The sequence below is a fragment of the Microbulbifer sp. ABM4_008 genome (assembly GCF_056311705.1).
Window position 1 is genome coordinate 2,157,341 of sequence record NZ_CM149970.1, and the last position, 21,512, is coordinate 2,178,852.

General features: G+C 47.3%; 17 protein-coding genes. 10 read left to right on the forward strand and 7 right to left on the reverse strand.

Features of this window, described 5'->3' with window-relative positions; genetic code table 11:
- Positions 1–304: 304 nt before the first annotated feature.
- Positions 305–688, forward strand: coding sequence for a hypothetical protein (locus tag ACYX4J_RS09365; protein WP_413665620.1), 384 nt, complete (start codon positions 305–307; stop codon positions 686–688).
- A gap of 197 nt (positions 689–885) precedes the next feature.
- Here ACYX4J_RS09365 and ACYX4J_RS09370 read toward each other — a convergent pair whose 3' ends face one another.
- Positions 886–1,707 (reverse strand): alpha/beta hydrolase, encoded by an 822-nt coding sequence (locus ACYX4J_RS09370; RefSeq protein ID WP_476178448.1) that lies wholly within the window; start codon positions 1,705–1,707, stop codon positions 886–888.
- Positions 1,708–2,265: 558 nt separating this feature from the next.
- On the opposite strand from ACYX4J_RS09370, the gene ACYX4J_RS09375 reads away from it, so the two are divergent.
- The 4 genes from ACYX4J_RS09375 (at position 2,266) to ACYX4J_RS09390 (ending at position 8,439) form a co-directional block, all read left to right on the forward strand.
- Complete coding sequence (locus ACYX4J_RS09375; protein ID WP_444957528.1) at positions 2,266–2,958, forward strand: TetR/AcrR family transcriptional regulator; 693 nt, start codon at positions 2,266–2,268, stop codon at positions 2,956–2,958.
- Positions 2,948–4,309, forward strand: coding sequence for an efflux RND transporter periplasmic adaptor subunit (locus ACYX4J_RS09380; protein WP_444957529.1), 1,362 nt, complete (start codon positions 2,948–2,950; stop codon positions 4,307–4,309). The genes ACYX4J_RS09375 and ACYX4J_RS09380 overlap by 11 nt, the downstream gene beginning before the upstream one ends.
- Positions 4,306–7,443, forward strand: a complete 3,138-nt coding sequence (locus tag ACYX4J_RS09385; RefSeq protein WP_476178449.1) for an efflux RND transporter permease subunit — start codon at positions 4,306–4,308, stop codon at positions 7,441–7,443. Before ACYX4J_RS09380 ends, ACYX4J_RS09385 begins: the two co-directional genes overlap by 4 nt.
- A 603-nt stretch (positions 7,444–8,046) precedes the next feature.
- Entirely contained in the window at positions 8,047–8,439 is a 393-nt protein-coding gene (locus ACYX4J_RS09390) for a DUF3224 domain-containing protein (protein WP_444897130.1), read from the forward strand.
- Positions 8,440–8,726: 287 nt separating this feature from the next.
- Here the strand turns inward: ACYX4J_RS09390 and ACYX4J_RS09395 are convergent, their stop codons facing one another.
- Positions 8,727–10,844, reverse strand: coding sequence for a TonB-dependent siderophore receptor (locus ACYX4J_RS09395; RefSeq protein WP_476178450.1), 2,118 nt, complete (start codon positions 10,842–10,844; stop codon positions 8,727–8,729).
- A 224-nt stretch (positions 10,845–11,068) separates the two neighbouring features.
- On the opposite strand from ACYX4J_RS09395, the gene ACYX4J_RS09400 reads away from it, so the two are divergent.
- Positions 11,069–11,569, forward strand: coding sequence for a GNAT family N-acetyltransferase (locus ACYX4J_RS09400; RefSeq protein WP_476178451.1), 501 nt, complete (start codon positions 11,069–11,071; stop codon positions 11,567–11,569).
- A gap of 37 nt (positions 11,570–11,606) precedes the next feature.
- Positions 11,607–12,161 (forward strand): RNA 2'-phosphotransferase, encoded by a 555-nt coding sequence (locus tag ACYX4J_RS09405; RefSeq protein ID WP_413665628.1) that lies wholly within the window; start codon positions 11,607–11,609, stop codon positions 12,159–12,161.
- 168 nt (positions 12,162–12,329) lie between these two features.
- Here ACYX4J_RS09405 and ACYX4J_RS09410 read toward each other — a convergent pair whose 3' ends face one another.
- On the reverse strand, positions 12,330–12,584 hold the full coding sequence (locus ACYX4J_RS09410) for a DUF1330 domain-containing protein (RefSeq protein WP_444933074.1): 255 nt from the start codon (positions 12,582–12,584) through the stop codon (positions 12,330–12,332).
- Positions 12,585–13,200: 616 nt separating this feature from the next.
- On the opposite strand from ACYX4J_RS09410, the gene ACYX4J_RS09415 reads away from it, so the two are divergent.
- Positions 13,201–13,884, forward strand: a complete 684-nt coding sequence (locus tag ACYX4J_RS09415) for a hypothetical protein (RefSeq protein WP_444941879.1) — start codon at positions 13,201–13,203, stop codon at positions 13,882–13,884.
- An 83-nt stretch (positions 13,885–13,967) separates the two neighbouring features.
- Here ACYX4J_RS09415 and ACYX4J_RS09420 read toward each other — a convergent pair whose 3' ends face one another.
- Entirely contained in the window at positions 13,968–14,345 is a 378-nt protein-coding gene (locus ACYX4J_RS09420) for a Tse2 family ADP-ribosyltransferase toxin (RefSeq protein ID WP_476178452.1), read from the reverse strand.
- Between the two features lie 682 nt (positions 14,346–15,027).
- Here ACYX4J_RS09420 and ACYX4J_RS09425 point away from each other — a divergent pair.
- A complete protein-coding gene (locus ACYX4J_RS09425) occupies positions 15,028–16,989 on the forward strand; it encodes a GMC family oxidoreductase (protein ID WP_476178453.1) in 1,962 nt (653 codons plus the stop codon).
- A 46-nt stretch (positions 16,990–17,035) separates the two neighbouring features.
- Here ACYX4J_RS09425 and asnS read toward each other — a convergent pair whose 3' ends face one another.
- The 3 genes from asnS to ACYX4J_RS09440 form a co-directional block, all read right to left on the reverse strand.
- Positions 17,036–18,442 (reverse strand): asparagine--tRNA ligase, encoded by a 1,407-nt coding sequence (gene asnS, locus ACYX4J_RS09430; RefSeq protein ID WP_444897139.1) that lies wholly within the window; start codon positions 18,440–18,442, stop codon positions 17,036–17,038.
- A gap of 199 nt (positions 18,443–18,641) precedes the next feature.
- Positions 18,642–19,115: a L,D-transpeptidase family protein gene (locus ACYX4J_RS09435; RefSeq protein WP_476178454.1), complete on the reverse strand. Its 474-nt coding sequence runs from the start codon at positions 19,113–19,115 to the stop codon at positions 18,642–18,644.
- Between the two features lie 167 nt (positions 19,116–19,282).
- Complete coding sequence (locus ACYX4J_RS09440) at positions 19,283–19,579, reverse strand: hypothetical protein (protein ID WP_282932628.1); 297 nt, start codon at positions 19,577–19,579, stop codon at positions 19,283–19,285.
- 264 nt (positions 19,580–19,843) lie between these two features.
- On the opposite strand from ACYX4J_RS09440, the gene ACYX4J_RS09445 reads away from it, so the two are divergent.
- A complete protein-coding gene (locus ACYX4J_RS09445) occupies positions 19,844–21,478 on the forward strand; it encodes an alpha/beta hydrolase (protein ID WP_476178455.1) in 1,635 nt (544 codons plus the stop codon).
- Positions 21,479–21,512 lie beyond the last annotated feature (34 nt).

The following is a 21,512-nucleotide window of genomic DNA, read 5'->3' on the forward strand; positions in this document are numbered from 1 at the left end:
ATTAGTTATCGTCCTGGTGGTTTGATTAGAACCCTCCTAGGGCAAACTATAGCTGATACCGCTGAAGACTATAAATCAGTCACTTTTATTACTTGCTCATGTTTGCTGGAAGCCTGAATGCTAATCACTCTGCCCCCTGCGCAATCAAAAATAGTGAGACTTAATACAGTCAATTAGTAGCACTGCTTTGGTCTGTTATCCGGGCTAAGGGCCTCTTGAGGTCTCGCAGAAATGATAAGGAATTTTTCAGGGGATCTTTGAGTTCTCATTCTGTTCATTTAATCAACCAGATGGAATATTTAATATGATTCGTTTCGCACAATTTCTTTCCGGTATATTTGTACTTATATTGGGTTCGGCTGGCTTAGTGACCATGCTTTTCCCGGAAGTTGTTAATGGTCCAGCAGGGTTTGATGCCACAACTAATTACGGTTTCACTAACCTACGTACTCTCGGTGCCCCCACACTTAGCTTAGCGATTATTACGGCAATTGGTGCCTTTCGCAAAGAGTGGTTATTAATACTTCCTGCCTCGATGTACTTTCTATTTAATGGTTCTTCGCGGCTTATTTCTGTATTGGTTGAGGGCTACGAGCCCGTAATGCTGACTGGTTTGGTGGTGACATTTACACTATTTATTCTGTCCCAGGTGGCTGTGTACAACTTCCGTCGTGCAGCCTTGACGTAGGTTGAGAAAATGTAGGGTGTTGGCGGTGTTTACTGTAAATATCACACCGCCTCTCTTTCAGAACGTCGCTGAAATGAGGTTGACGCTATGGTAATTGTGTACTTGATTGATGGTGAGGTAAGTGGTGTGTTGCTCCCGCAGGTTTTGTATTCTATTTCCTGAAACGAAAGCAACCAGTTTTAAATTGAAAAATGTTTCTAGTTTTTAGGGGATTTGTCTGAAAACAGCTTTCCAAACGCATCGTAAACAGCAAGATGCAGAGTGTCACCATGGTCTAGTTGTTCAAAGTAGCCGAAGTGTATTTTTGTGTTGCTCTTCTTATTATCTAGCTTGTTGTATAGTGTTCGCGCTAGGCGCTCCATCACTTCCCCCTCTTTTCCAACTCCAATATAGATCTGTTTGTCCTCACAGCAGTCTTCAGGGATGCTTGTCAGAAGAGATTCTCCACTCCACCATAAGCTTGGGCTGATAATAATATAGTTGTCGAAAAGGTCCGTATGCTTTATCAGGATTTCTGTAGCTACAAGTCCTCCCAGAGACTGACCTATCAGTGTGGAATTTTCTTTTGTACGGAAATTGCTCGCAATAATGGGTTGAACCTCTTTGTCCAAAAAATCAATAAATTCCTTTGATCCGCCTGATGATGGAAATTCTTTTTGATCTAAAGCTATTTTGGATGGAAATGTATAGTCGCGTTTTCTATCAATATTTTCTATGCCTACAAGAATGGATTCTGGAAGCATATTAATCCATGAGAATGAGCCGAATTGGAGCACTCCCGCTATATGGATAAAGTCTTCGGATAAGGAGCCATCTAAAAGATAGATTACGGGGTAGTTTCTTTCAGGTTCACGATGGTAGCTCTCGGGTAAGTAGACATTTAAGGTGCGCTTTTCCTTTAATATCTTTGACTGAAAACTAATTGAGTCGCCAATTACCAGGGGAGAACTCTTAAGGTCTGTAGCCTTTGCGAAAGTAGCCATAAGAAAAAATGAGATGAGAGCCAAATACTTGACCATAAGTTATATGCCCTTTGAAGGTTAAATTATTCTTGAAATAGATAGGGTCTGTAGAATATTCATATTGAAACGGCCTAATACTAACATTGAGGAGGGTGTTGGTTGTAGTAATGCTTTATTTAAAGCTTAAAATTATTCATCACTCATCATTTATACAGAAAGTCTTGTTGGGATTGGCGTTCGGATATGGAAGAGGATGAGATTGCGACGTTTTTCTTCTGCTCTAGCTGAATGGCTTTCCTGGTTTCGCATTCAGGCCGCTTTAAGTAGAAATTTGGATATTTGGCCTGAAAATGTACCAATCTAAGTGGTTGGAATTTTCCCGGTAAGTACTGCTGAATTTAGTAAAGGTGGCCACTTGCAGGAGGTCAATTTTACAACCTATTTTGCTAGCCCCGTCAAACCCTTGATCATTGGCACGTATTGCGTCCCGAGATGCTTAGCTTGTGAATCAGAAATTAACCCGGCACAACCTGACTGACTGGTCGGATTTTGGGGTTGTTGCATGGGTGTAATTCCTATTTAATTAATCAACTGATTAATTAAGGATAAATGCCTGTGACTGACAATCCATCCACTCGAGGCCGCGGGCGCCCAAAAGATCCTGAGCGTGAATCCCAGGTGCGTGAGGCACTTATGCACTCAGCCTACTCTCTACTTCGGAATAAGGCCTTCCGTGATATTTCGATTCGGGAGATTGCTCAGGGAGCAGGGGTGAATTCTGCGATGATCAGTTACCACTTTGGCGGTAAGGAGGGGCTAATTATCGAGGTGGTTCGGAGCCAAATCATGCAGTATGGCCCCGCGTTTGTTAGTGCAGGGCTGGATGGAGGGGAGCCCTCTTTAGAGTTGCTGAAAGAAGCAATGAGTCGAATGATACGCCTATACATCAAGGAGCCCTGGATTCCGCGCCTGATTGCTGATGAAGTGGCTTCCAAATCTGGTCGAATGCGCGAACTCTTTGTTGACAGGTTAGCCTCACAACTGGTGCCAAAGCTGCGCGGGTTGCTGGGAATTCTCCAATCCAGCGGCCAGTTGCGAGAGGACCTGGATATTGACCTGATGCCAGTCTCTTTTATCAGTCTGATTGCCTTTCCCTTCATCGCTGGCGACCCCTTGAAGGAGGGGTTTGGCTTTGCTCTGGGGGAGGAAAACCGGGAGAGATGGATTAACCATACCGTTCAACTCTTACTCCGTGGCGTTTCCAATAAATCTGTGACCGAAGGCGAGGATGTCGGCAATGGAAATTAAGACTCATATGAAAGCACTGATGAATCGCCGGCTGGCATTACCGGCCCTGATTGCGGCAGGGCTAGTTGTATCTATGGCCCTGGTTGCCACTAAAGGTGAGCCTAAACACGATGCTATAGAGGCTCCCATAACGATGGTAGATGCAATAAAGGTGCAGGAGTTACCGTTGCGAGCCCAAGCCATTGCATATGGGGAGGTGAAACCCAGTACTTTTCTGGAAGCCAATGCAGAAGTCAGTGGTAGGGTGGTGTATACAGCTCCGGAATTGGAGCGGGGAAATATTATCTCTGCCGGTACATTGGTGCTGAAGATCGATGATACCAGCTACCAGCTTGCCCTGGCGCAGGCTGAAAGTGACTTGGCGGCAAATCGCGCTAACTTGCAAGAGCTGGACGTGGAAGAGGCCAATAGTAAACGCTCTTTGGACATCGCCGAGCGCACCCTCAAATTGGGTGAGAAAGAACTCGCTCGCAAGCAAAAGTTAGTTGCCAAGGGAACCGTCTCCCGCTCGACCGTAGATACTGAAGAGCAAAATATGCTGCGCTTGCGCCAGGAAGTGCAGAACCAGAGCAGCCAGCTCTCCCTTTTCCCGACCCGCCGCAAAGTGATTGAAGCCCAGATAGCTCGCTCAGAAGCTCAGGTACGAGACAGTAAATACAATCTGGAGCGCACCCAGGTGATCCTGCCATTTAATGCTCGTATTGGCGAAGTTCATGTTGAAGAAAACCAATATGTTGCTGGCAATGCCCGTTTATTTGATGCAAGCGGCCTTGCCCAAGTAGAAATTGCAGCAGAGCTTCCTATGGTTCATGTGGCTCCACTTTTGCGCAATTTAAGGCCTGGCATAGATTCCAATCCGACTCCTGATGATCTACCCAAGATGCTGTTGGGGCTGGAAGCTCGGATCACCCTGGTGGGTGGCCCGGGGAATAGTGAGTGGCAGGGGAGGGTAGTGCGCTTGGGTGGAACCCTGGATAGCACCAGTCGAACACTCTCCGTTGTTGTAGCTGTGGATGACCCCTATGGCAAAGCGGTGACCGGTGAAAAACCACCGCTATTTCGCGGTATGTATGCCCGTGTAGAGTTATTGGCTCCCGCCGCACCAGCACTCGCTATACCCCGCCGCGCCCTCCATGAAGGCAAGGTTTATCTGGTACAAAATGGTCAACTAAGAGTGCGCCCTGTACAGATTGACTACCACCAAGGCGACACCACTGTGATCCGCGAGGGATTGAATCCCGGTGAGCAGGTTATTGTGACTGATGTAATTCCTGCGATTAATGGAATGGCAGTTTCCGTCGTCAGTGATGAGCAATCCGTTGCGGCGAGTGCTAGAGGTACCCAGCAGTGATACGTTATTTTGCCGGTCACCCAACGGCGGCCAATTTATTGATGGTTGCGCTGATGCTAAGCGGGCTTTTTGTTCTGCCTGGTATGAAGCGTGAAACGATGCCGGAAATCGATAAGTTTGAGGTTCAGGTTACGGTACCTTATGCCGGCGCTGCGGCAGCCGAAGTGGAAGATAGTATTTGTCTTCCCTTGGAGGAGGCCACCGATGGAATCAGCTTTATTGATGAGCGATTGTGTGAGGCAAAAGATAATCTGGGCCTGATGACCCTCAAGATGCAAGAAGCGGGTGATATGGACCAGTTTGTTGCTGATGTGGAGTCCGCAGTAGACAGTATCGATTCGCTTCCTGCAGAAAGCGAGCGCCCGGTGATCGAAGAACTGGGCCGCACTCAGGGGGTGGTTAGTATTGCTATCAGTGCTGACCTTCCTTTGCCCCAATTAAACCAGCTGGCGGAGCACTACCGCCGCGAATTACTCCGCGATCCCGCTATTCCTATTGTGCGCATTTCCGGTTTTTCTGACCACCAGCTTCAGATTGAAGTTTCAGATTATAACTTGCGCCAGTACGGACTCAGCGTGATGGACCTGGCCAATATTATTGACCAGCAAGCGATCGACATGCCCGCCGGCAAGGTATCCACGCCGGATCGAGAATACCAGGTGCGTTTTACCGAAGAGCGCCGCACGGTTGCAGAATTGGAAAACCTAGTGGTGATTAAAGGTGGTGATGGAGCGGAAGTTCGACTTGGGGATATTGCAAAAATTTACGATGACTTTGAGCTGGCTGAAGACAAAATTACTTTTGACGGTCATCGTGCAGCGCTTCTCAATGTCGAGAAGAATAGTGTGGATGATAGCTTGCGTGTGCTTGAAGCCGTACGGGACTTTGTCGACCGTGAAAATGAAAATCTGCCTGAGGGTATGAAACTCACGCTAACCCAGGACAGCGCCTCTATCGTTGCGGATCGCTTGCAGATGATTATGGCTAACGCCTGGCAGGGCCTGATTTTGGTAGCGCTGGCTCTCTATCTGTTTTTCAGTGGCCGCTACGTCTTTTGGGTGGTCATGGGCTTGCCGGTTTCATTCCTGGGTTCGTTTGCACTGATCACGGCCATGGGCGTGTCCATTAATATGATCAGTCTGGTAGGACTGCTGATTGCCATTGGTATCCTGATGGATGACGCCATTGTGTTATCGGAGAGTATTGCCAGTGAACACCGTGAGGGAAGGTCGCCGTTGGAAGCGGTTATCAATGGCACCAAGCGAGTGGCTCGTGGAGTACTGTCTTCATTCGCAACTACGGTAATGGTGTTTGGAGGACTGGTCTTTATTAAGGGGGATATGGGGCAGGTCCTCAAGGTGCTCCCCATTGTATTGATTTCTGTATTGCTCATTAGTCTGATCGAGGCTTTCCTGATTTTGCCGGCACACTTGCGTCATGCCCTTGAGCATAAAAGTCGCACCCCCGCCTGGAAGCAGGCTTTTGCCAAACGTTTTGATGGTTGGCGAGAAAATATGGGGCGCGCAGCAGATTGGGCTGTTAAATATCGCTATGCCTTTGTCGGGGGTGTATTTGGCTTGTTCCTGGTCACTATTAGTTTGATGACATCGGGGATCGTCAAGTTTCAGGGGTTTCCCACCTTGGAGGGCGATTTATTGCAAGCTCGGATCTTAATGCCTCAAGGCACTTCTTTGGTCGATATGGAGAAATTAGTCGATAAGCAGTTGAAGACGTTGGATCAAGTTGCCTCAGAGTTTTCTGAAAATGAAAGAGCACCTTTGGTAAACCATACGAGTGTCACTTTTGGTGTTAACGGAGATGCCTTTGAATCGGGGCCCCATGTGGCCACAATTAATGTCGATCTGCTTGCCGCTGAAGGCCGCAATACCAGCATGGATGAATTGCGCCATGCTTGGCGTGAGGCCGCCGGCGACACACCAGGGGCAATCGCTATTCTTTACAAAGAACCGGCCTTAGGCCCTGCCGGCCGTGCTATCCACTTGCGCCTTGCCGGTTTGGAGTTGGATCAACTAAAGGCAGCGTCCATTCGCTTGCAGAATTGGTTGCGTGGATACGACGGCGTTGTGAATGTGGTGGATGACTTGCGTCCCGGCAAGCCACAACTCACTGTCAAAATGCGTGAAGGCGCCTATGCCTCCGGCCTGGATGCCAGCAATGTCGCCAATCAGTTGCGAGCTGCTTACCAGGGGATGGAGATAGATGAAATTCAATATCGGGGGGAAACCTACGAGATTCAGGTTCGCATGGATGCAAATTCCCGCGGAGCACTGAGCCGTTTCGATGAATTAGTCATTATCCATCCAGCTACCAAGCAACGAGTTCCGCTGATTGCCGTTGCCGATATAGAAATGAATCGGGAGTATGCGCGAATTCAACGTATTGACGGCGAGCGGGTAGTGAGTGTGTTTGCTGATGTCTTCACTGAGAAAGCGAATGCTGGACAGGTACTAGGTGACACCCAGGAGAAGTTCCTGTCTGAGCTTACCCGTGAGTTCCCAGGATTGCGCGTTGATATGCAAGGGGAAATGAAAAATAGTGAGGTTACAGGTAAGTCCATTGGTCGCGCCCTGTTAATAGGTGCCATTGGTATCTACCTTCTCCTATCCATGCAATTCCGCAGCTATGTGGAGCCGTTGATTGTATTGGTGGCTATTCCTTTGGCGCTGATTGGTGTTATCTGGGGGCACCTGATCATGGGGCAGAATATGTCTATGCCAAGCATGATGGGTTTTGTCTCTCTCGCCGGAATTGTGGTCAATGACTCAATATTGTTAGTGGAGTTTGTGAAGCGGCGAGTGCGTGAAGGAATGGATGTGCATAGCGCGGCGAGCCAAGCCAGCCGCGATCGTTTCCGAGCCATCTTCCTTACCTCGCTGACCACAGTTGCAGGCCTGTTGCCACTGTTATTTGAAACCAGTCTGCAGGCACAGGTGTTGGTGCCGCTTGTTACCAGTATTGTATTTGGTATCAGCAGTTCTACTATTCTGATCCTTCTGGTGCTACCGGCGCTCTACGGAATACTGGAGGACTTTGGGTTTACTGAACCTCAAGAAGAGAGTGATGGCGAAGACGTATTAGTACCGGCGCCTATGGCAACTGCGCCGAGTAGTTGATCGTTTTATGCGAAGGGAAGCTGGTTTCCTGGGATATGCCTAGCTTATTACATCTAATAATGGTGCTAATAAGTTAGGTAGTCAGTGTTTTGGGCTAATCAATCCACAGATCTACGATCTATCGTTTTGCCAATACTAGTGTAGAAAAAATAATAACTCATAGCCTCCAAAATAGTTTTGGGGGCATCGTCATTTCGGCTTTGCTTCACTGAACTCTTGTAATCCCGTTTTACCGATTTCTTTAATTTCTCTCTGTGTAGAATCGACAAGCGTATTTCCACTTGGTCCCAAATAATAATGAACTATATTCTCGACGAGATTGGAAGTGCTAAAAGCCCATACTGCTTCGGTGGGTTCCAATATTTCTCGCTTATGTCTCTTAACCGCTTAATGGACATTAGTACTTTTGAGTGTTAATTGCGCACCTTCATAAACATCTCAACCCATAGTCACTTACTATGCTATCTTGGGTGTATAAATGTACAGTTTTGTATATTAAAATGGAAAACCGATAAGTAGCACTTTAGACTCCCTTAGAGCCTAAGTTGTTACTGGTAAAGCCAGACACGTACTACTTCAATCTAAATTCGCAAAGGAGCAAATATGAAAATTTCAGGAAAGTTCGAGGTTACTGTAAAGCCGATGGATCCGTATGCGAAAGGTAGTGAAGGAAACAGCTTGGGGCGTATGTCAATTAATAAAGTCTTTTACGGTGATCTTTCAGGAGAAAGTCGAGGAGAAATGCTAAGTGCAATGACTCCTGTAAAAGGATCTGCGGGGTATGTAGCCATAGAGCAAGTTGCCGGTACTCTAGGTGGTAAGCGAGGCACGTTTGTTTTACAGCACTTTGGGACCATGAAGAAGGGAGAGGACTTCCTTATTTTAGAGGTTGTGCCTGATTCTGGCACTGGAGAACTAGTGGGACTCTCTGGGAAAATGTCTATTCAGATGGATGGTGGAGTTCATTACTACGACCTTGAATACCAACTTGATTAATCGTAGTTTTTGCCTGTATAGCGTTAGGGAAAGATTGTTCGATCGAAATTTATACGGCCTGTGCTCGTCTTGATTGAAGGTGCTACCTCGGATTGAATATTTGCCAATAGAAATTCAATCTGGGGGATCAGTGTCGTTTTCATAATATCTAAGTTTAGAAGAGGGGCTGAACAGGTGGGTAAATCTGCGGGGATATATTGGTGAGTGTATCGTCAAAGAACTTCCTTCCTGTATAAAACAAGATGATATCGCCAGTGGAAATCCGCTGACGATAAATTACTAGGTTGCTAAAAGTCATAGGAAAGCTGGGCGATTAGCTCTCGTGGTTGGCCGGGAAAATGTCCTTGCCGCTCATTAAAACCGCTCACTGCATACGTTTTATTCAAAAGGTTGTTTACGTTAATACTCAGCTGAATATCATCCCAGCGAGTTGCCCAGCTGGCATCGAGTACAGTGTAGGCCTTTATTTTTTGATCATCGAAGCTTATTTGATCGCTCACATAGTCGGCACCAATGGCAAATGCTGAGTCCCATATACTGAGGTCATAGCGGGCCCACAAGCCTGCTTGGTGCTTGGGTGCATTTACGAACTGACCTGAGTCTGACACGTTGCGTGAGTCACCCTCAGCGATATACGTATCGTTGTACGCATAATTAGCTGTTATGCTGAGTCTCTCAGTTATGTCACCGACTAAGGTGAACTCGCTTCCACCACTTTGAACCTGCCCGAGGTTGATAATTTCGGCTTCATTCGGGGTCTCATCGGCACTGATATAGGCGGGGTTACTTTGGGCCATATTTGCTTTTTTTATCTGATAGAAGGCTAGAGTGGTCAGGATACGCCCATCCAGCCATTCCTTCTTCACACCAATCTCCACTTGACTGCCAGTACTGGGTTCAAGCTCCTCGGCGCCGCCCTCAAAGTCGTCTGCGCTCACCGGATTAAAGCTCTGGGAGTAATTTGCATAGAGGGATAGTGTATCTACGGGCTTATAAGTGATGCCTGTACGGTAGCTTGCATCATTATCTTTGTAGCTATTGCCGCTTTCTTTTTCAGTTTCGTCGAACTGATCAAGGCGCGCACCTAGCATCCAGAACCACTGATTGGTCAATTCCACAGTATCCTGGATATAAATGCTGGTACGGATGCTGGCCGTACCATCCTTATTCATATTGATAAGGTTGTAAGTTGACGGGTCAGTTATGCCGTAGTTGAGTTCGTAGATGTTGAGGTTTGTAACACCGTCTGCTCCAGGGCGCGCTCGCCAATAGTCATATTTTGTATCAACATCATGATAGTCACCACCAAGCAAAATCTGATGATTCATACCTGAAATGTCTGTGTCATACACAAAGTCCAAAGTAAGGCTCAGCTCTTCATTTGCCCGGTACTGATCGCGGTACTCACGGCGGATGGTTCCATCTTCAGCATTGGCCATTCCATCACCATTGATGTCTACCCAACCGCGTGATTCGTGATAAGCCTGCTCCCTTTCATTTTCCATGTAACGCAATGTTGCGTTAAAGTTCAGGCTATCTGTCACCTTATGCTTGACTTTAGTTCGAAGAACCAAGGCTTTTAGGTTTTGATAATCAGATTTTTCGTTGGTGTTGTAGGAGGGATCTACCAGGAATTTGCCGTCATCATTAACGGGTACGCCGCGCAAGCGGTTACCGCCTAGGTTTTGTTCTATGTGCTCGAAGGTGGTTGTCAGGTGAGTGTCTGCTGAGAGGTCAAATAGTAGTCCCCCGGCAAGTTCAATGTTCTCGCTATTCGCATTATTGCGAAAGCTATCTTGAGATTCATAGAAGCCTCCTAAACGATAGGCGATATTTCCAGTTACACCGCCTGTTAGCTCGATAGAAGCTCCTTTTAGCGATTCGCTTCCGGAAGTGACTGTCAATTCACGGCCTTCATCGAAGGTTGGCCTCTTGGAGGTGTAGTTAATCATTCCTCCGGGCTCACCGCCGCCATAGAGGGCGGAGGATGGCCCTTTTAGTACCTCGATGCGCGCTACATTTGATACTTGAGGAACACTAAACCCCGAATAGGGATCGCCGCGGACTCCATCGTAAAATATATTTTTATTGTCTCGAAATCCCCGAAATGTGACTCCGGAATAGCTGAATTCACTAACTCCTGCGATGGAACGGTACAAGTCAGTGATATCGCGGGCAGCCTGGTCTTCAATAAGCTGTTCACTTAGTACTTGAGCAGACATCGCAATATTTAATAAGTCTGCGTCTGTTTTAGTTCCAACTTGTGTATGAGAGTCCAGATAAAATTGTTGGGCTCTACCAATAACTTCAACTTCTTCTACCGTTTGAGTTACTTCCTGGGCAGACACCAACGCAGCAGGGGCTAGTGAGGCCCATACTGCCAAGTTGAGTTGTTGAGGGTACATATTGATAGAATTCCGTACAAATAGGGTCGATTATAATTGATAATGGCTGTCATTTTTGAGATGTAGTAATAAATGTGAAGCAGTCGCAGGAAGCTAAAAAGCTATTGTGCCGATTGGAGAGTAGGCAGGAATAGTTGATAGCTGATAACCCTAGCTTTCAACAAAGCATTGATTTTCATTGAAAGGGTGTCAGTAATAGGTTAAGGAATTGATGGTTTGTCCGAATGATTGAATTAAGAAACATTGAAAAGAATGATGAAGCACTACTGGTTGAGTACTTAAATGATGAGTCAGTGCTTAAGTATTTGTCATCGAGAATTCCTCACCCTTATACATTGGAAGATGCTGCTTGGTGGGTTGATAAAGGTTGTGGGAAGGAAGGGGTTGTAAAGGCAATAGAGTACAGAGGGGCCTTTTGCGGGATTATAAGTATGCGCGAGCAGCTGTTTGAGCATTCTCACTCCGGTGAGGTTGGATATTGGGTTGCGCGAGAATTTTGGGGGAGAGGAATTGCTACTATTGCTTTGACTCAGTTTACTCGTGAGATTTTTTCTTCACTAAATATTGTTAGGCTTTATGCCTCTGTCTTTTCTGGAAATGTCGGATCAATGAAGGTTTTACAGAAGGCGGGGTATAAGCATGAAGGGACTTTAAGCTGCTCAGTAAAAAAAGGGGGTATTTATTTTGATGAGTACATTTTCGCCAAGGTGAATGTCCCATCATAAAATTTCGAGTTATATTCTTAGTTGTGGAATATTAGAATTGAACAGAGATACTGAATTCAGTAGAGAGCTGAGTAGGATATCAAAATACTTCAGCTACCTGCTCAGGCATGAGCCTGAAGCCATCGGCTTGTTTATGGATGAGAATGGATGGGTGGCAGTTGATGAGTTGATTCAGAAAACTGTAGACTTTGAGCTAAACAGGGATTTGGTTTCTGTCGTTGTGGAAACCAATGATAAGCAGCGGTTTTCTATAAGTGATGATGGTCTTTCTATCAGAGCCAATCAGGGACATTCTGTAGATATTAATTTACATTTAAGCCCCCTTGAGCCACCAGGTGCGCTTCTCCATGGCACTGCAGAGCGTTTTGTTGAAGATATCCTCGCGCAAGGACTGAAGAAAATGCAAAGGCACCATGTTCACCTGTCAGAATCCGAGGCAGTTGCTCGATCTGTTGGGGCCAGGTATGGCAAGCCCGTACTGTTAAGGGTGGAGGCTAAATCCATGCATCGAGATGGTTTTGATTTTTATCGCTCTGCTAATAATGTGTGGTTGGTTGATCATGTGCCAGTCAAGTATATGAAGTTACTTTAAAGGCAGGGGTTATCAGTATTGTTATATGGGTACTGTTAGTGGAGAGATACTCTAGAGTCAGCTTATTTGTAAAGGAAGAGCCATTGATCAAGATACACCCCTTGAATGGATAGGCCTATTGGGGGGTGAAGATAGCTTTATAAATTTCTATGCCAAAATAAGGAATAATTATAATTTTTCTGTATACCAAATTTTTGGAGTCACAAGCACGCCAGCCTTTTTTCTAGATTCTTCAAGCTCACTACTATTGACAAACTTGATAGCATGCTCCTTCGAAGGAAACTCATGGATCACTGTTACATTGTGATGGTTGTCAATTTCTCGGTATACAGATGTAGCTGTAGCGCCCATTTGCTTCACTATAGGCATAAACTCTTCTAGCACTCTGTGCCATTCGTTGAAGTCCTTAACATTCGCGTGCATAAATAGATGTATCATATGGATACCAGTTGGTCAGTAGATGCTGCGTGTTATACAACCTTGTGAATAGTTATAGTAGTTAGCTATTCAGGGTCAAGTTTTAAAAAGGTTCCCAATAGTAGCCTTTGGGTCGCAAAGGAGATGTTTGGCGGGTAGTTGGGGGTCGGTTGTTATAATAGGCCTTTAAATTTATTAATTGTATGGAGTCAGGGGGTTTGACTTAAATAGTATAGTTAGTAAAGCGCTATCTTGTGAGTCAACCTTAGCCCCTTATTGCGCTGCCTACTTTCTAATTAAATCCACAGGAAAAGTACAAGCTCCGTATATTGCTATTTAATTCTGTGCGATGAGGTGAATTCAAATGGGTACGATTGTTTTGTTTTGGGTTTCTTATAAGGCTCCAGTCTAAAAATAGTAATTTTAACTTATTGATTAGCTTTTCTGAGTAAGTGTATCTTTCTATTTGTTCCTGCCCATTAATGAAAATAGATAGTTTGGCGGTGATTTTCGCAATGTGGCGTGTATCTACTGTGTTGAAATTTTCTGGTATCGGTAGATAGTGATACCAAGATTTGATTTTTAGTGCATATTGAAATTTGAGCTTTTTCTGGGAGAGCTTATGGATCTGACTATTTCTATTTTAGGGCATGCACTTACAGCTATCGCGGCTCTTTTGGCAATTCATGGGAAGACATGGGATGAAACCCAAATTGGCCTGAAAAGGGTAACCAGGATAGGCGGTGTTGCAGCCGGGGTGGCAGTTGTTGGTCTGGCGCTTTCAATCTTTCAGACTATCGATAAGTATCAGGAAAAAGCTGCTTATAAGGAATATGCAATTTCAAAAATTGAAAAGGGGTGGAGCAATCTTTTTGTTCCCTTTGAGGCGCTCCACTACCAGGTGACAGGCTTGAAACCCAAAAAGGGGGAGCACCTGGAGTTTGCCGAGTTAGTATTGAAGGAAAATCTATTGGCCAGTTTTGATAAAGTGGATTTTAAAGAAGTTCATCGATTCCCCAAGTTTGGGACAGTTGGGAATATGGTTTGTGCACAAACACTTTCAGGTATGGGGACGGTTTCCAGATATATTGAAGAGTACTCAGATCATTTGGATTTAGAAATCAAGGCTTCGGTAGAGGAGTTGCAGTTAATGCCTGCTTTTTCCACACTAATACGATTTGGCGGCTGTCCAGGTATTAAGGGGCGCTCAGTCAACGATCCTGATCGTTATCAGGGGAAATTTGATACTCCGGAAATGCGAGCTTACATCAGGAAGCTAATCGCATTTCAGAAATTAATAGGCTAGGGGGTAAGTACTTAGTGGAGAGATAGCAAAACGGCAGCTCAATAGCATACCGTTTTGCAGTCGGCCGTGATCAGGGTCATATATCAGACGGCTCGACCTTGCTTCTTGAATATTGTGATGGCGCTGATAGTGAGTTCCTTGACTAAAGTCTCAAATTTTTGCAACGGCATATTTCTAGCCGGAGCAATATTCAATAGGTGCTCGCTGACTTGAACGAGTTTCAACCCTTTGGGGGGGTGGATGTGGGCGGGAAATCTACAAACCCAGCCTGTTAGTGGTAGTTTGTTGATAGCTTCTCTATCGAGAGCTTGAATTCCTTTGCCGTTGGCAATGATTACTTCGATATCATCAAGGTGGGTGGTATCAATGTTTTGTGGTTTTCTTGGTGTTGAGTTAGGTTTTCTAAAACTTTCGAGTTTTAAAAGTTCTTCGTAGGTGATATAGAGCTCTTTTCCAGACATTCTGATCTCCTTCTCACGGTCATCAACTAAAACTTGTGCCCGATGCTCCTGAGCATTTTGGGTTGAATCGGATCGCTTTTATTTTTTAGTGTTTATTAATCTAGTTGTTATTCCAAAAATCGCAATCAAATTCGATGATTGCATCATATAGACAGATTGATACTTTGGGCAATGTTTTAAGCTCTCAATAGGGGGGCTAAGAATATTCCAGCGACTGATTGTGTAGAAAATTCACGAAAACCGCCATTGTGAGTTGAGTTTGTTACTTGCCGGACTGGGTAATTTATTATTTTAAGCGTTGACGTAATGCTTAAAATAATAAACTGCCTTGCAGTTATTCAAATTTATTTATATTTCCTTTTTGATGTGGTGCTTGAAGGTTTATCTGGTTGATTGAATTTTGAATCGTGAACTCTGGTTTTGGCCAGCTTTAAAACTTGGTTGCCTTTTATTTGATGCCTCACAGGTGCTTCTCTTCTGGGGTCTCCAGGTAGAATGGGAGAGGTTTATTTAATTTCATTTAAGAAGTCTTGCGTCGATATATCTTTTAGGCATGTGATACATCCTGGCGCTGGTAAGTAGGTCGAGTTTTAGATTAAAGCAATTCCTGTAAGACAGAATTGCAAAAGCTGGCGTGCATAATGCTTATCTCGGATACAACCTATAAAAATGGATAAGCACTATGGAAGAGAAGGATTCGATTGACAAAAAAGTGTCGAGTAAAAAAATTAGCCGTAGAAATTTCACTAAAGGGGCGATGCAACTGGGTATTGCTGCCAGCGCGGCTTCAACAGGATTGGTTTCCGCTCTCTCAATGTTGGATCGGAATTTCTATGATCAATATGACTACGTGATTATTGGGTCGGGTGCGGGTGGAGGGCCATTAGCGGTAAATTTGGCAAAGGCGGGATTTTCTGTTTTGGTGTTGGAAGCTGGTGCTGATGACCCCAGTGATGACACCCATAATATTCCAGCATGGCACCCCTTTGCGTCTGAAGACCCCAAATTGAGCTGGGACTTTTTTGTTAAGCATTATGCGGATATCAATCAGCAGCAACTGGACGAAAAATATGTTTCTGGGAAGGGAATCCTCTACCCACGGGCGAGTACAATCGGTGGTTGTACCACGCACCACGCATTGATTACAGTCTATCCACATAATAATGACTTTGACCGCATAGCTCGGGATACAGGGGATATCTCCTGGGATAGCGCAAATATGCGGCGATATTTTGAGCGTTTAGAGCGTTGTGAATATGTGCCCCGCCCAATTTTCTCTAACCCATCCCGCCACGGTTTTGATGGTTGGCTGCCTACGAATCGCGGCAACCCCGCGTTATTGCTGGAAGACCCGGCGATCTTGAAAGTTGCCCAGGCCGCGCTGGCCAAGTATGGGCTCGAAGGGGCCTTGGAAAAAATTATCAGCGGCAATCTTCGCCTGGATATCAATCATTGGGACGTGGCCGGTGGCCAGGAAGGGCCTTTTATCGCCCCTATGGCAGCAGATAGCCGAAACCGCCGTACCAGTGTGCGCGAATACCTCTTGGATACCCAGTCAATTTACCCAAACTTGCTTCATATTCGTACAAATTCACTGGCAACTCGTGTGTTGTTTGAGGGGAATACTGCTGTTGGGGTGGAGTTTTTAGAGGGGGCGAGCCTGTATAAGGCAGACCCTTACCATGACGAAAGTGGTACTGCCGGAGTCTTGAGGCAAGTGCGGGCAAATCGTGAGGTTATCTTGTCTGGAGGGGCCTTCAATAGCCCGCAACTTCTCAAGTTGTCGGGAATTGGTCCCGCCCATGAGCTCCGAGATCACGGCATAGAGCCCCTGGTAGATCTGCCTGGGGTAGGAGAGAACCTCCAGGATCGCTATGAGGTCGGAATCGTTAGTGAGATGAGTGAGGATCTTGCCCTTCTTAAAGATTGCACTTGGGGGGAGGGGAATGATCCCTGCTTAAATCGCTATCGCTATGGCTGGTTCAATCAGGGGCCCTACAGTGGAAATGGTCCAGTATTGTCTCTGGTCAAACGTTCCAAACCGGAGCTGGAAGATCCCGACTTGTTTATTTTCGGAGTGCCCTCCGATTTCCACGGATACTTTCCCGGGTACTCCCAGGCGTTGCGGGACTACAAAGACCGTTTCTCCTGGATTGTACTGAAAGGCCATACGAACAATACCGCCGGGCGTGTGACCCTGCAATCTGCTGATCCCAGGGACACACCGGAAATCAACTTCCACTATTTTGGTGAGGGTAATGATGCTCTGGGAGAAGACCTTCAGGCAGTTATTGAGGGGGTAAAAATTTCCAGGGATATTATGTCGGGCCCTATTGTGAGCAAGCAGGTCTCCAGGGAATTATTGCCCGGTAATGAGGTTCAATCAGATCAGCAAATTGGTGAGTTTGTTAAGAACCAAGCTTGGGGGCATCACGCTTCCTGTTCCAATAAAATGGGGCCTGCCAGTGATCCTATGGCAGTTGTCGACAGTAAATTTCGGGTTCACGGCACCAATAACTTAAGGGTAGTGGATGCTTCGGTGTTCCCCCGAATCCCCGGTTTCTTCATTGTGGTGCCGGTCTATATGATCAGTGAAAAGGCGAGCGATGACATCATTGCTACAGCAACTGGGCTGAGCGCTTGAAGATTTGTATGTGAAATAAAAAGCCCCGCGTTGCGGGGCTTTTTATTTAGAACGAGATGTTCTTCGGTGTGCGCGGGAAGGGGATTACATCGCGGATGTTGCCCATGCCGGTTACGTAGGACACGATGCGATCAAAGCCCAGGCCAAAGCCCGCATGAGGCACTGTACCGTAGCGGCGCAGGTCGCGGTACCAGTCCAGGTGTTCCTTAGGTACATTCATTTCATCCATACGCTCATCGAGCTTCTCCAAACGCTCTTCACGTTGAGCACCGCCGATAATTTCGCCGATTCCCGGTGCCAGAACGTCCATTGCGGCAACGGTTTTGCCATCGTCGTTCATGCGCATGTAGAAGGCTTTAATGTCCTTCGGATAGTTCATCACGATAACTGGCTTTTTGAAGTGCTTCTCTGCCAGGTAACGCTCATGCTCAGAGGCCAGATCAATACCCCAGGATACGGGGAACTCGAACTTCTCTTTGCAGCTTTCCAGGATTTCAATCGCTTCGGAGTAGTTGATGCGGGCGAAATCGTTGTCGATGATATTCTCCAGGCGGCTGATAGCCTCCTTGTCGATGCGCTGGGCAAAGAAGGCCATATCATCGGCACGCTCTTCCAGTACCGCCTTGGATACATACTTCAGCATTTGCTCAGAGAGATCGGCTACATCTGCCAGGTCTGCAAAGGCAACTTCCGGCTCAACCATCCAGAACTCTGCCAGGTGGCGAGTGGTATTGGAGTTTTCTGCACGGAAGGTGGGGCCGAAGGTGTACACCTTGGACATGGCCAGGCAGTAGCTCTCAACATTCAGCTGGCCGGATACAGTGAGGAAGCTCTCTTCGCCGAAGAAGTCCTTGCTGTAGTCCACCGCACCTTTATCTGTGCGCGGCAAGTTCTCCATATCCAGGGTACTGACCCGGAACATCTCGCCAGCACCTTCACAGTCAGAAGCGGTGAGAATTGGGGTGTGCACGTAGAGGAAGCCGTTCTCGTGATAAAAACGGTGAATTGCTTGGGCGATACAGTTACGCACGCGGGCTACGGCACCACTGACATTGGTGCGCGGGCGCAGGTGAGCGTGTTCGCGCAAGTGCTCCATAGTGTGGCGCTTGGGGGACATGGGATAGGTATCCGGGTCTTCCACCCAGCCGACAACCTGGACTTCGGTGGCGAGCAGTTCGATAGACTGTCCCTTGCCTTCGGATGGTTTGATGGTACCGAGGATATCTACCGCGCAGCCGGTAGTCAGGCGCTGCACTTCTGACTGGTAATTGTGCAGGTGATTCTCAGCAACGACCTGGATCGGATCAAAGCAGCTGCCGTCATGTACGGCCAGGAAAGAGAGGCCGGCTTTGGAGTCGCGGCGGGTTCTGATCCAGCCTTGAACGCGGACTTCTTCGCCCTCGCGACCGCTGGATTTCAATAGGCTATCTACGGATTCGACTTTTACTGTCATTTTCTATCGGTTTCTCATTAGTCCGGAAGGTGGTGTTCTGTCAGCTTGCCTAAAAGTTGACCACCCCACCAAGGTGAAGTTACGGCGGGCATATTGACTGGTTGTAGAGGGGAAATCCAGTCCCTTGGCTATCGGGCAGCTCTTCAAAATCTCCCTAAGGACTTTGAAGAGCTGTTATGGCCTGTATATTGGTGATGTCTCACCAGCGGATTGCAATGGGAGTGCCGATTTTTACGAGAGCCATAAACTCATCCATCTCGTCATTGGTAAGGGCAATACAACCATCAGTCCAGTTAAGGCGTTGGGTGATTGGAGCGAGCCAGCCCAGTCGATTGCGCTGGCCATGGACCATAATGAAGCCACCTGGCGAGACTCCCCGAGCCTCAGCTTGAGCGCGGTCTTCGGCATTGGGGTAGGAGATATGCATTGCCCGGTAATAAGAGGAGTCTTCTTTTTTGTAATCCAGCGTGTAGTGTCCCTCGGGGGTTTTTTCATCGCCTTCCTGCTGCTTGTGTCCTTGGGGTTGCCCGCCGAAGGCTACATGGTAGCTCTTTATAACCTTGTCACCATCGAGCAAGTGCATTTTGTTTTCGGACTTAATCACTTCCACCAGGGTGACTTCAGCCTGGGCAATGGTGGTTAATGTAAAAAGCAGAATGGCGATGTAGCGCACAGCTTGTAACTCCAGTTGGAGGTGGTTGCTTCAGGTTACTGTGATATAAATTTTCCGAATCAGCAAAAGGGCGGGGCTGAATTATCTTGCAGCTGCAGCTAGAGTGGGGTGCTTCACTTTGGGTGAGGCAGGCAGCTTCAGTTGAGCGCCTGCCAGGATGTGCTAGATCAGCCGCTGGGTTTTTTCACTGTGTGTAGGACGGTGTCCTGTTCAAAGAAAACGTAGAACTCGCCGTATTCCCAGCGCGTGATAGCGGGTTCGCCAATTGGCCCCTCAATACCAAGGGGTTCCCCCAGGCGTGAGGTCACATCATGTTTTTTAAGCCCACGGACTTCTTCAATGGTGAGCTCCCCACCCTGGGTGCCTACGGGTACTTCAATGGTTGTCGCCTGGGCGCCAAAAGTAAGAAGTAGTGCCATTGAGCCAGCGAGACAATTCAATCCGCTGCGGAGTCTGCTGAACATTTTTTGTTCTCCGATGTAGATGTTCCATTAGCCGTCCCATTAAAACAGAATTTCCGCCAATGCTCCTGTTCTTCTTCACGTTTTCGCGCCAAGAATAGAAATAAATGCGCCTCTTTGGGATGTTTGGTGTCATGGATTGACGCCTACATTCTTGCAGCGTTGCTACTTCGAGTTTTGAATTGACGGAGCAGAAGAGGGCATGGCTGGTTGGCCAGGGGCCTATGCTAGGCTATTAGTTATGCTTGGCTTGTCGAGCGGACAAGAATGAGGCTGGTTAAAACCTTTTCAATTCTCGGCCTTCTGATCGGCTCCATCTGCTTTGCGCTTTCCCTTACCCCCTCCCTTGTTCCTCGCAGTGACTTTATGCAAGGAATATTGGCCGGCGTTGCGTTCTTTGTTGGCTATGCTTTCGGCGTCTTTCTTAGTTGGCTCTGGAAATACCTGGGTATTCCAAATCTGGCGGTTTCTCCATGGCAGAGGCGCTTATTTGATCGGAGCGTATTGGCTGTATGTCTCTTGGTTATCCTTTTATCTCTTTGGCAGGGAGTGAGGTGGCAGAACTCGATCCGTGCTCTTATGAGCATGGAGCAGGTGGGGTCCGTAGGACCGATTACTGTAGCTATGACCGCACTACTCATGTTCCTGGTTTTGTGGTGCCTGGGAAAAGGGTTTCAGCGAATAGTCCTCCTGGTGGCCTGCTATGTAGAGCAGCATGTGCCCGAGCGAGTGGCGATGCTTGTGGGTGTATTAGCGGCTGTGCTTCTTTACTGGGCTGTTTTTAATGGTGTGCTGTTAAAAGCAGGATTGCATGTAATTTCATCGACCTATCAGCGGTTAGATAATTCTTATGCAAAAAGTATTTCTCCACCGGCCGACCCCAACCTTCCTGGCGGCGCCAATTCGCTGATCAAGTGGGATGACATTGGCAATCAGGGGCGCCGGTTCTTAACGCTGGGGCCGACAGTGGAGGAGATAAGAGAGGTAGCTGGTTCTGCAGTACAGCCTATTAGGGTTTTCGTTGGGCTTGATAGTGCTTCGACGCCTATGAAGCGCGCTCAGTTGGCGCTGGAGGAATTAAAGAGGGTTGGTGCATTCAGGCGTGAGATCTTATTGGTGGCAACTCCAACCGGCGCCGGCTGGGTTGATCCCGGTGCTGTAAATTCTTTAGAGTTTTTGTATCGAGGTAATACCGCCACTGTTGCGGCGCAGTATTCCTATTTATCCAGCCCGATAGCGCTGATGGCGGATGATTCTGAGGGGCTCGAGTCGGCGCGAGCACTGTTTAAGGTCATTTATGATTATTGGGCTGAGTTGCCAGAAGATGAGCGGCCCCGAGTTTACTTGTTTGGCCTCAGTCTTGGCGCTCAACTTTCCGAAGACTCCTTCGACTTCTATGACATTATCGATGACCCGATTGATGGAGCCCTTTGGGCTGGGCCGCCCCTCGGTGTAGGCATGTGGAGCCGGGTTGTCAGAAATCGAGATCCGGGCACTCCCGCCTGGCTGCCAGAGTTCAAAGGGGGGGAGGTGGTGCGCTTTGGTAATCAGTACGGAGGCTATATTGGTCGTGAGCCATGGGGTGAGTTCAGGATTGCATTTTTGCAGCACGCCAGTGACCCGATAGTATTCTTTAGTGTGCGCTGGGCGCTGGAAAGGCCCGACTGGTTGAACCATCCCAGAGGACCTGATGTATCGCCGGATCTCCAGTGGTACCCTCTAGTTACCGGCTTGCAGCTGCTGGCAGACTTAAATGTAGGGCTCGCTCCGTTATCTTTTGGCCATCGGTATACCCCGTGGGGGTACACCTTGGCGTGGCTCGCCCTTACAGAGCCAGAGGAGTGGGATGAAGAGGCGTTGAAGCGCCTGAAGGCCCAGCTCAAGACTTACAACGTTCGGTAAACTTGCCTAAATCTTTGGATTTCCTGACGTTTTT

What these genes read in the sequence shown, in the direction of transcription:
- ACYX4J_RS09365 (WP_413665620.1), top strand. Translation starts at nt 305, where the DNA reads ATGATTCGTTTCGCACAATTTCTTTCCGGTATATTTGTACTTATATTG.
- ACYX4J_RS09370 (WP_476178448.1), bottom strand. Translation starts at nt 1,707, where the DNA reads ATGGTCAAGTATTTGGCTCTCATCTCATTTTTTCTTATGGCTACTTTC.
- ACYX4J_RS09380 (WP_444957529.1), top strand. Translation starts at nt 2,948, where the DNA reads ATGGAAATTAAGACTCATATGAAAGCACTGATGAATCGCCGGCTGGCA.
- ACYX4J_RS09390 (WP_444897130.1), top strand. Translation starts at nt 8,047, where the DNA reads ATGAAAATTTCAGGAAAGTTCGAGGTTACTGTAAAGCCGATGGATCCG.
- ACYX4J_RS09395 (WP_476178450.1), bottom strand. Translation starts at nt 10,844, where the DNA reads ATGTACCCTCAACAACTCAACTTGGCAGTATGGGCCTCACTAGCCCCT.
- ACYX4J_RS09400 (WP_476178451.1), top strand. Translation starts at nt 11,069, where the DNA reads ATGATTGAATTAAGAAACATTGAAAAGAATGATGAAGCACTACTGGTT.
- ACYX4J_RS09410 (WP_444933074.1), bottom strand. Translation starts at nt 12,584, where the DNA reads ATGCACGCGAATGTTAAGGACTTCAACGAATGGCACAGAGTGCTAGAA.
- ACYX4J_RS09415 (WP_444941879.1), top strand. Translation starts at nt 13,201, where the DNA reads ATGGATCTGACTATTTCTATTTTAGGGCATGCACTTACAGCTATCGCG.
- ACYX4J_RS09420 (WP_476178452.1), bottom strand. Translation starts at nt 14,345, where the DNA reads ATGTCTGGAAAAGAGCTCTATATCACCTACGAAGAACTTTTAAAACTC.
- ACYX4J_RS09425 (WP_476178453.1), top strand. Translation starts at nt 15,028, where the DNA reads ATGGAAGAGAAGGATTCGATTGACAAAAAAGTGTCGAGTAAAAAAATT.
- asnS (WP_444897139.1), bottom strand. Translation starts at nt 18,442, where the DNA reads ATGACAGTAAAAGTCGAATCCGTAGATAGCCTATTGAAATCCAGCGGT.
- ACYX4J_RS09440 (WP_282932628.1), bottom strand. Translation starts at nt 19,579, where the DNA reads ATGTTCAGCAGACTCCGCAGCGGATTGAATTGTCTCGCTGGCTCAATG.
- ACYX4J_RS09445 (WP_476178455.1), top strand. Translation starts at nt 19,844, where the DNA reads ATGAGGCTGGTTAAAACCTTTTCAATTCTCGGCCTTCTGATCGGCTCC.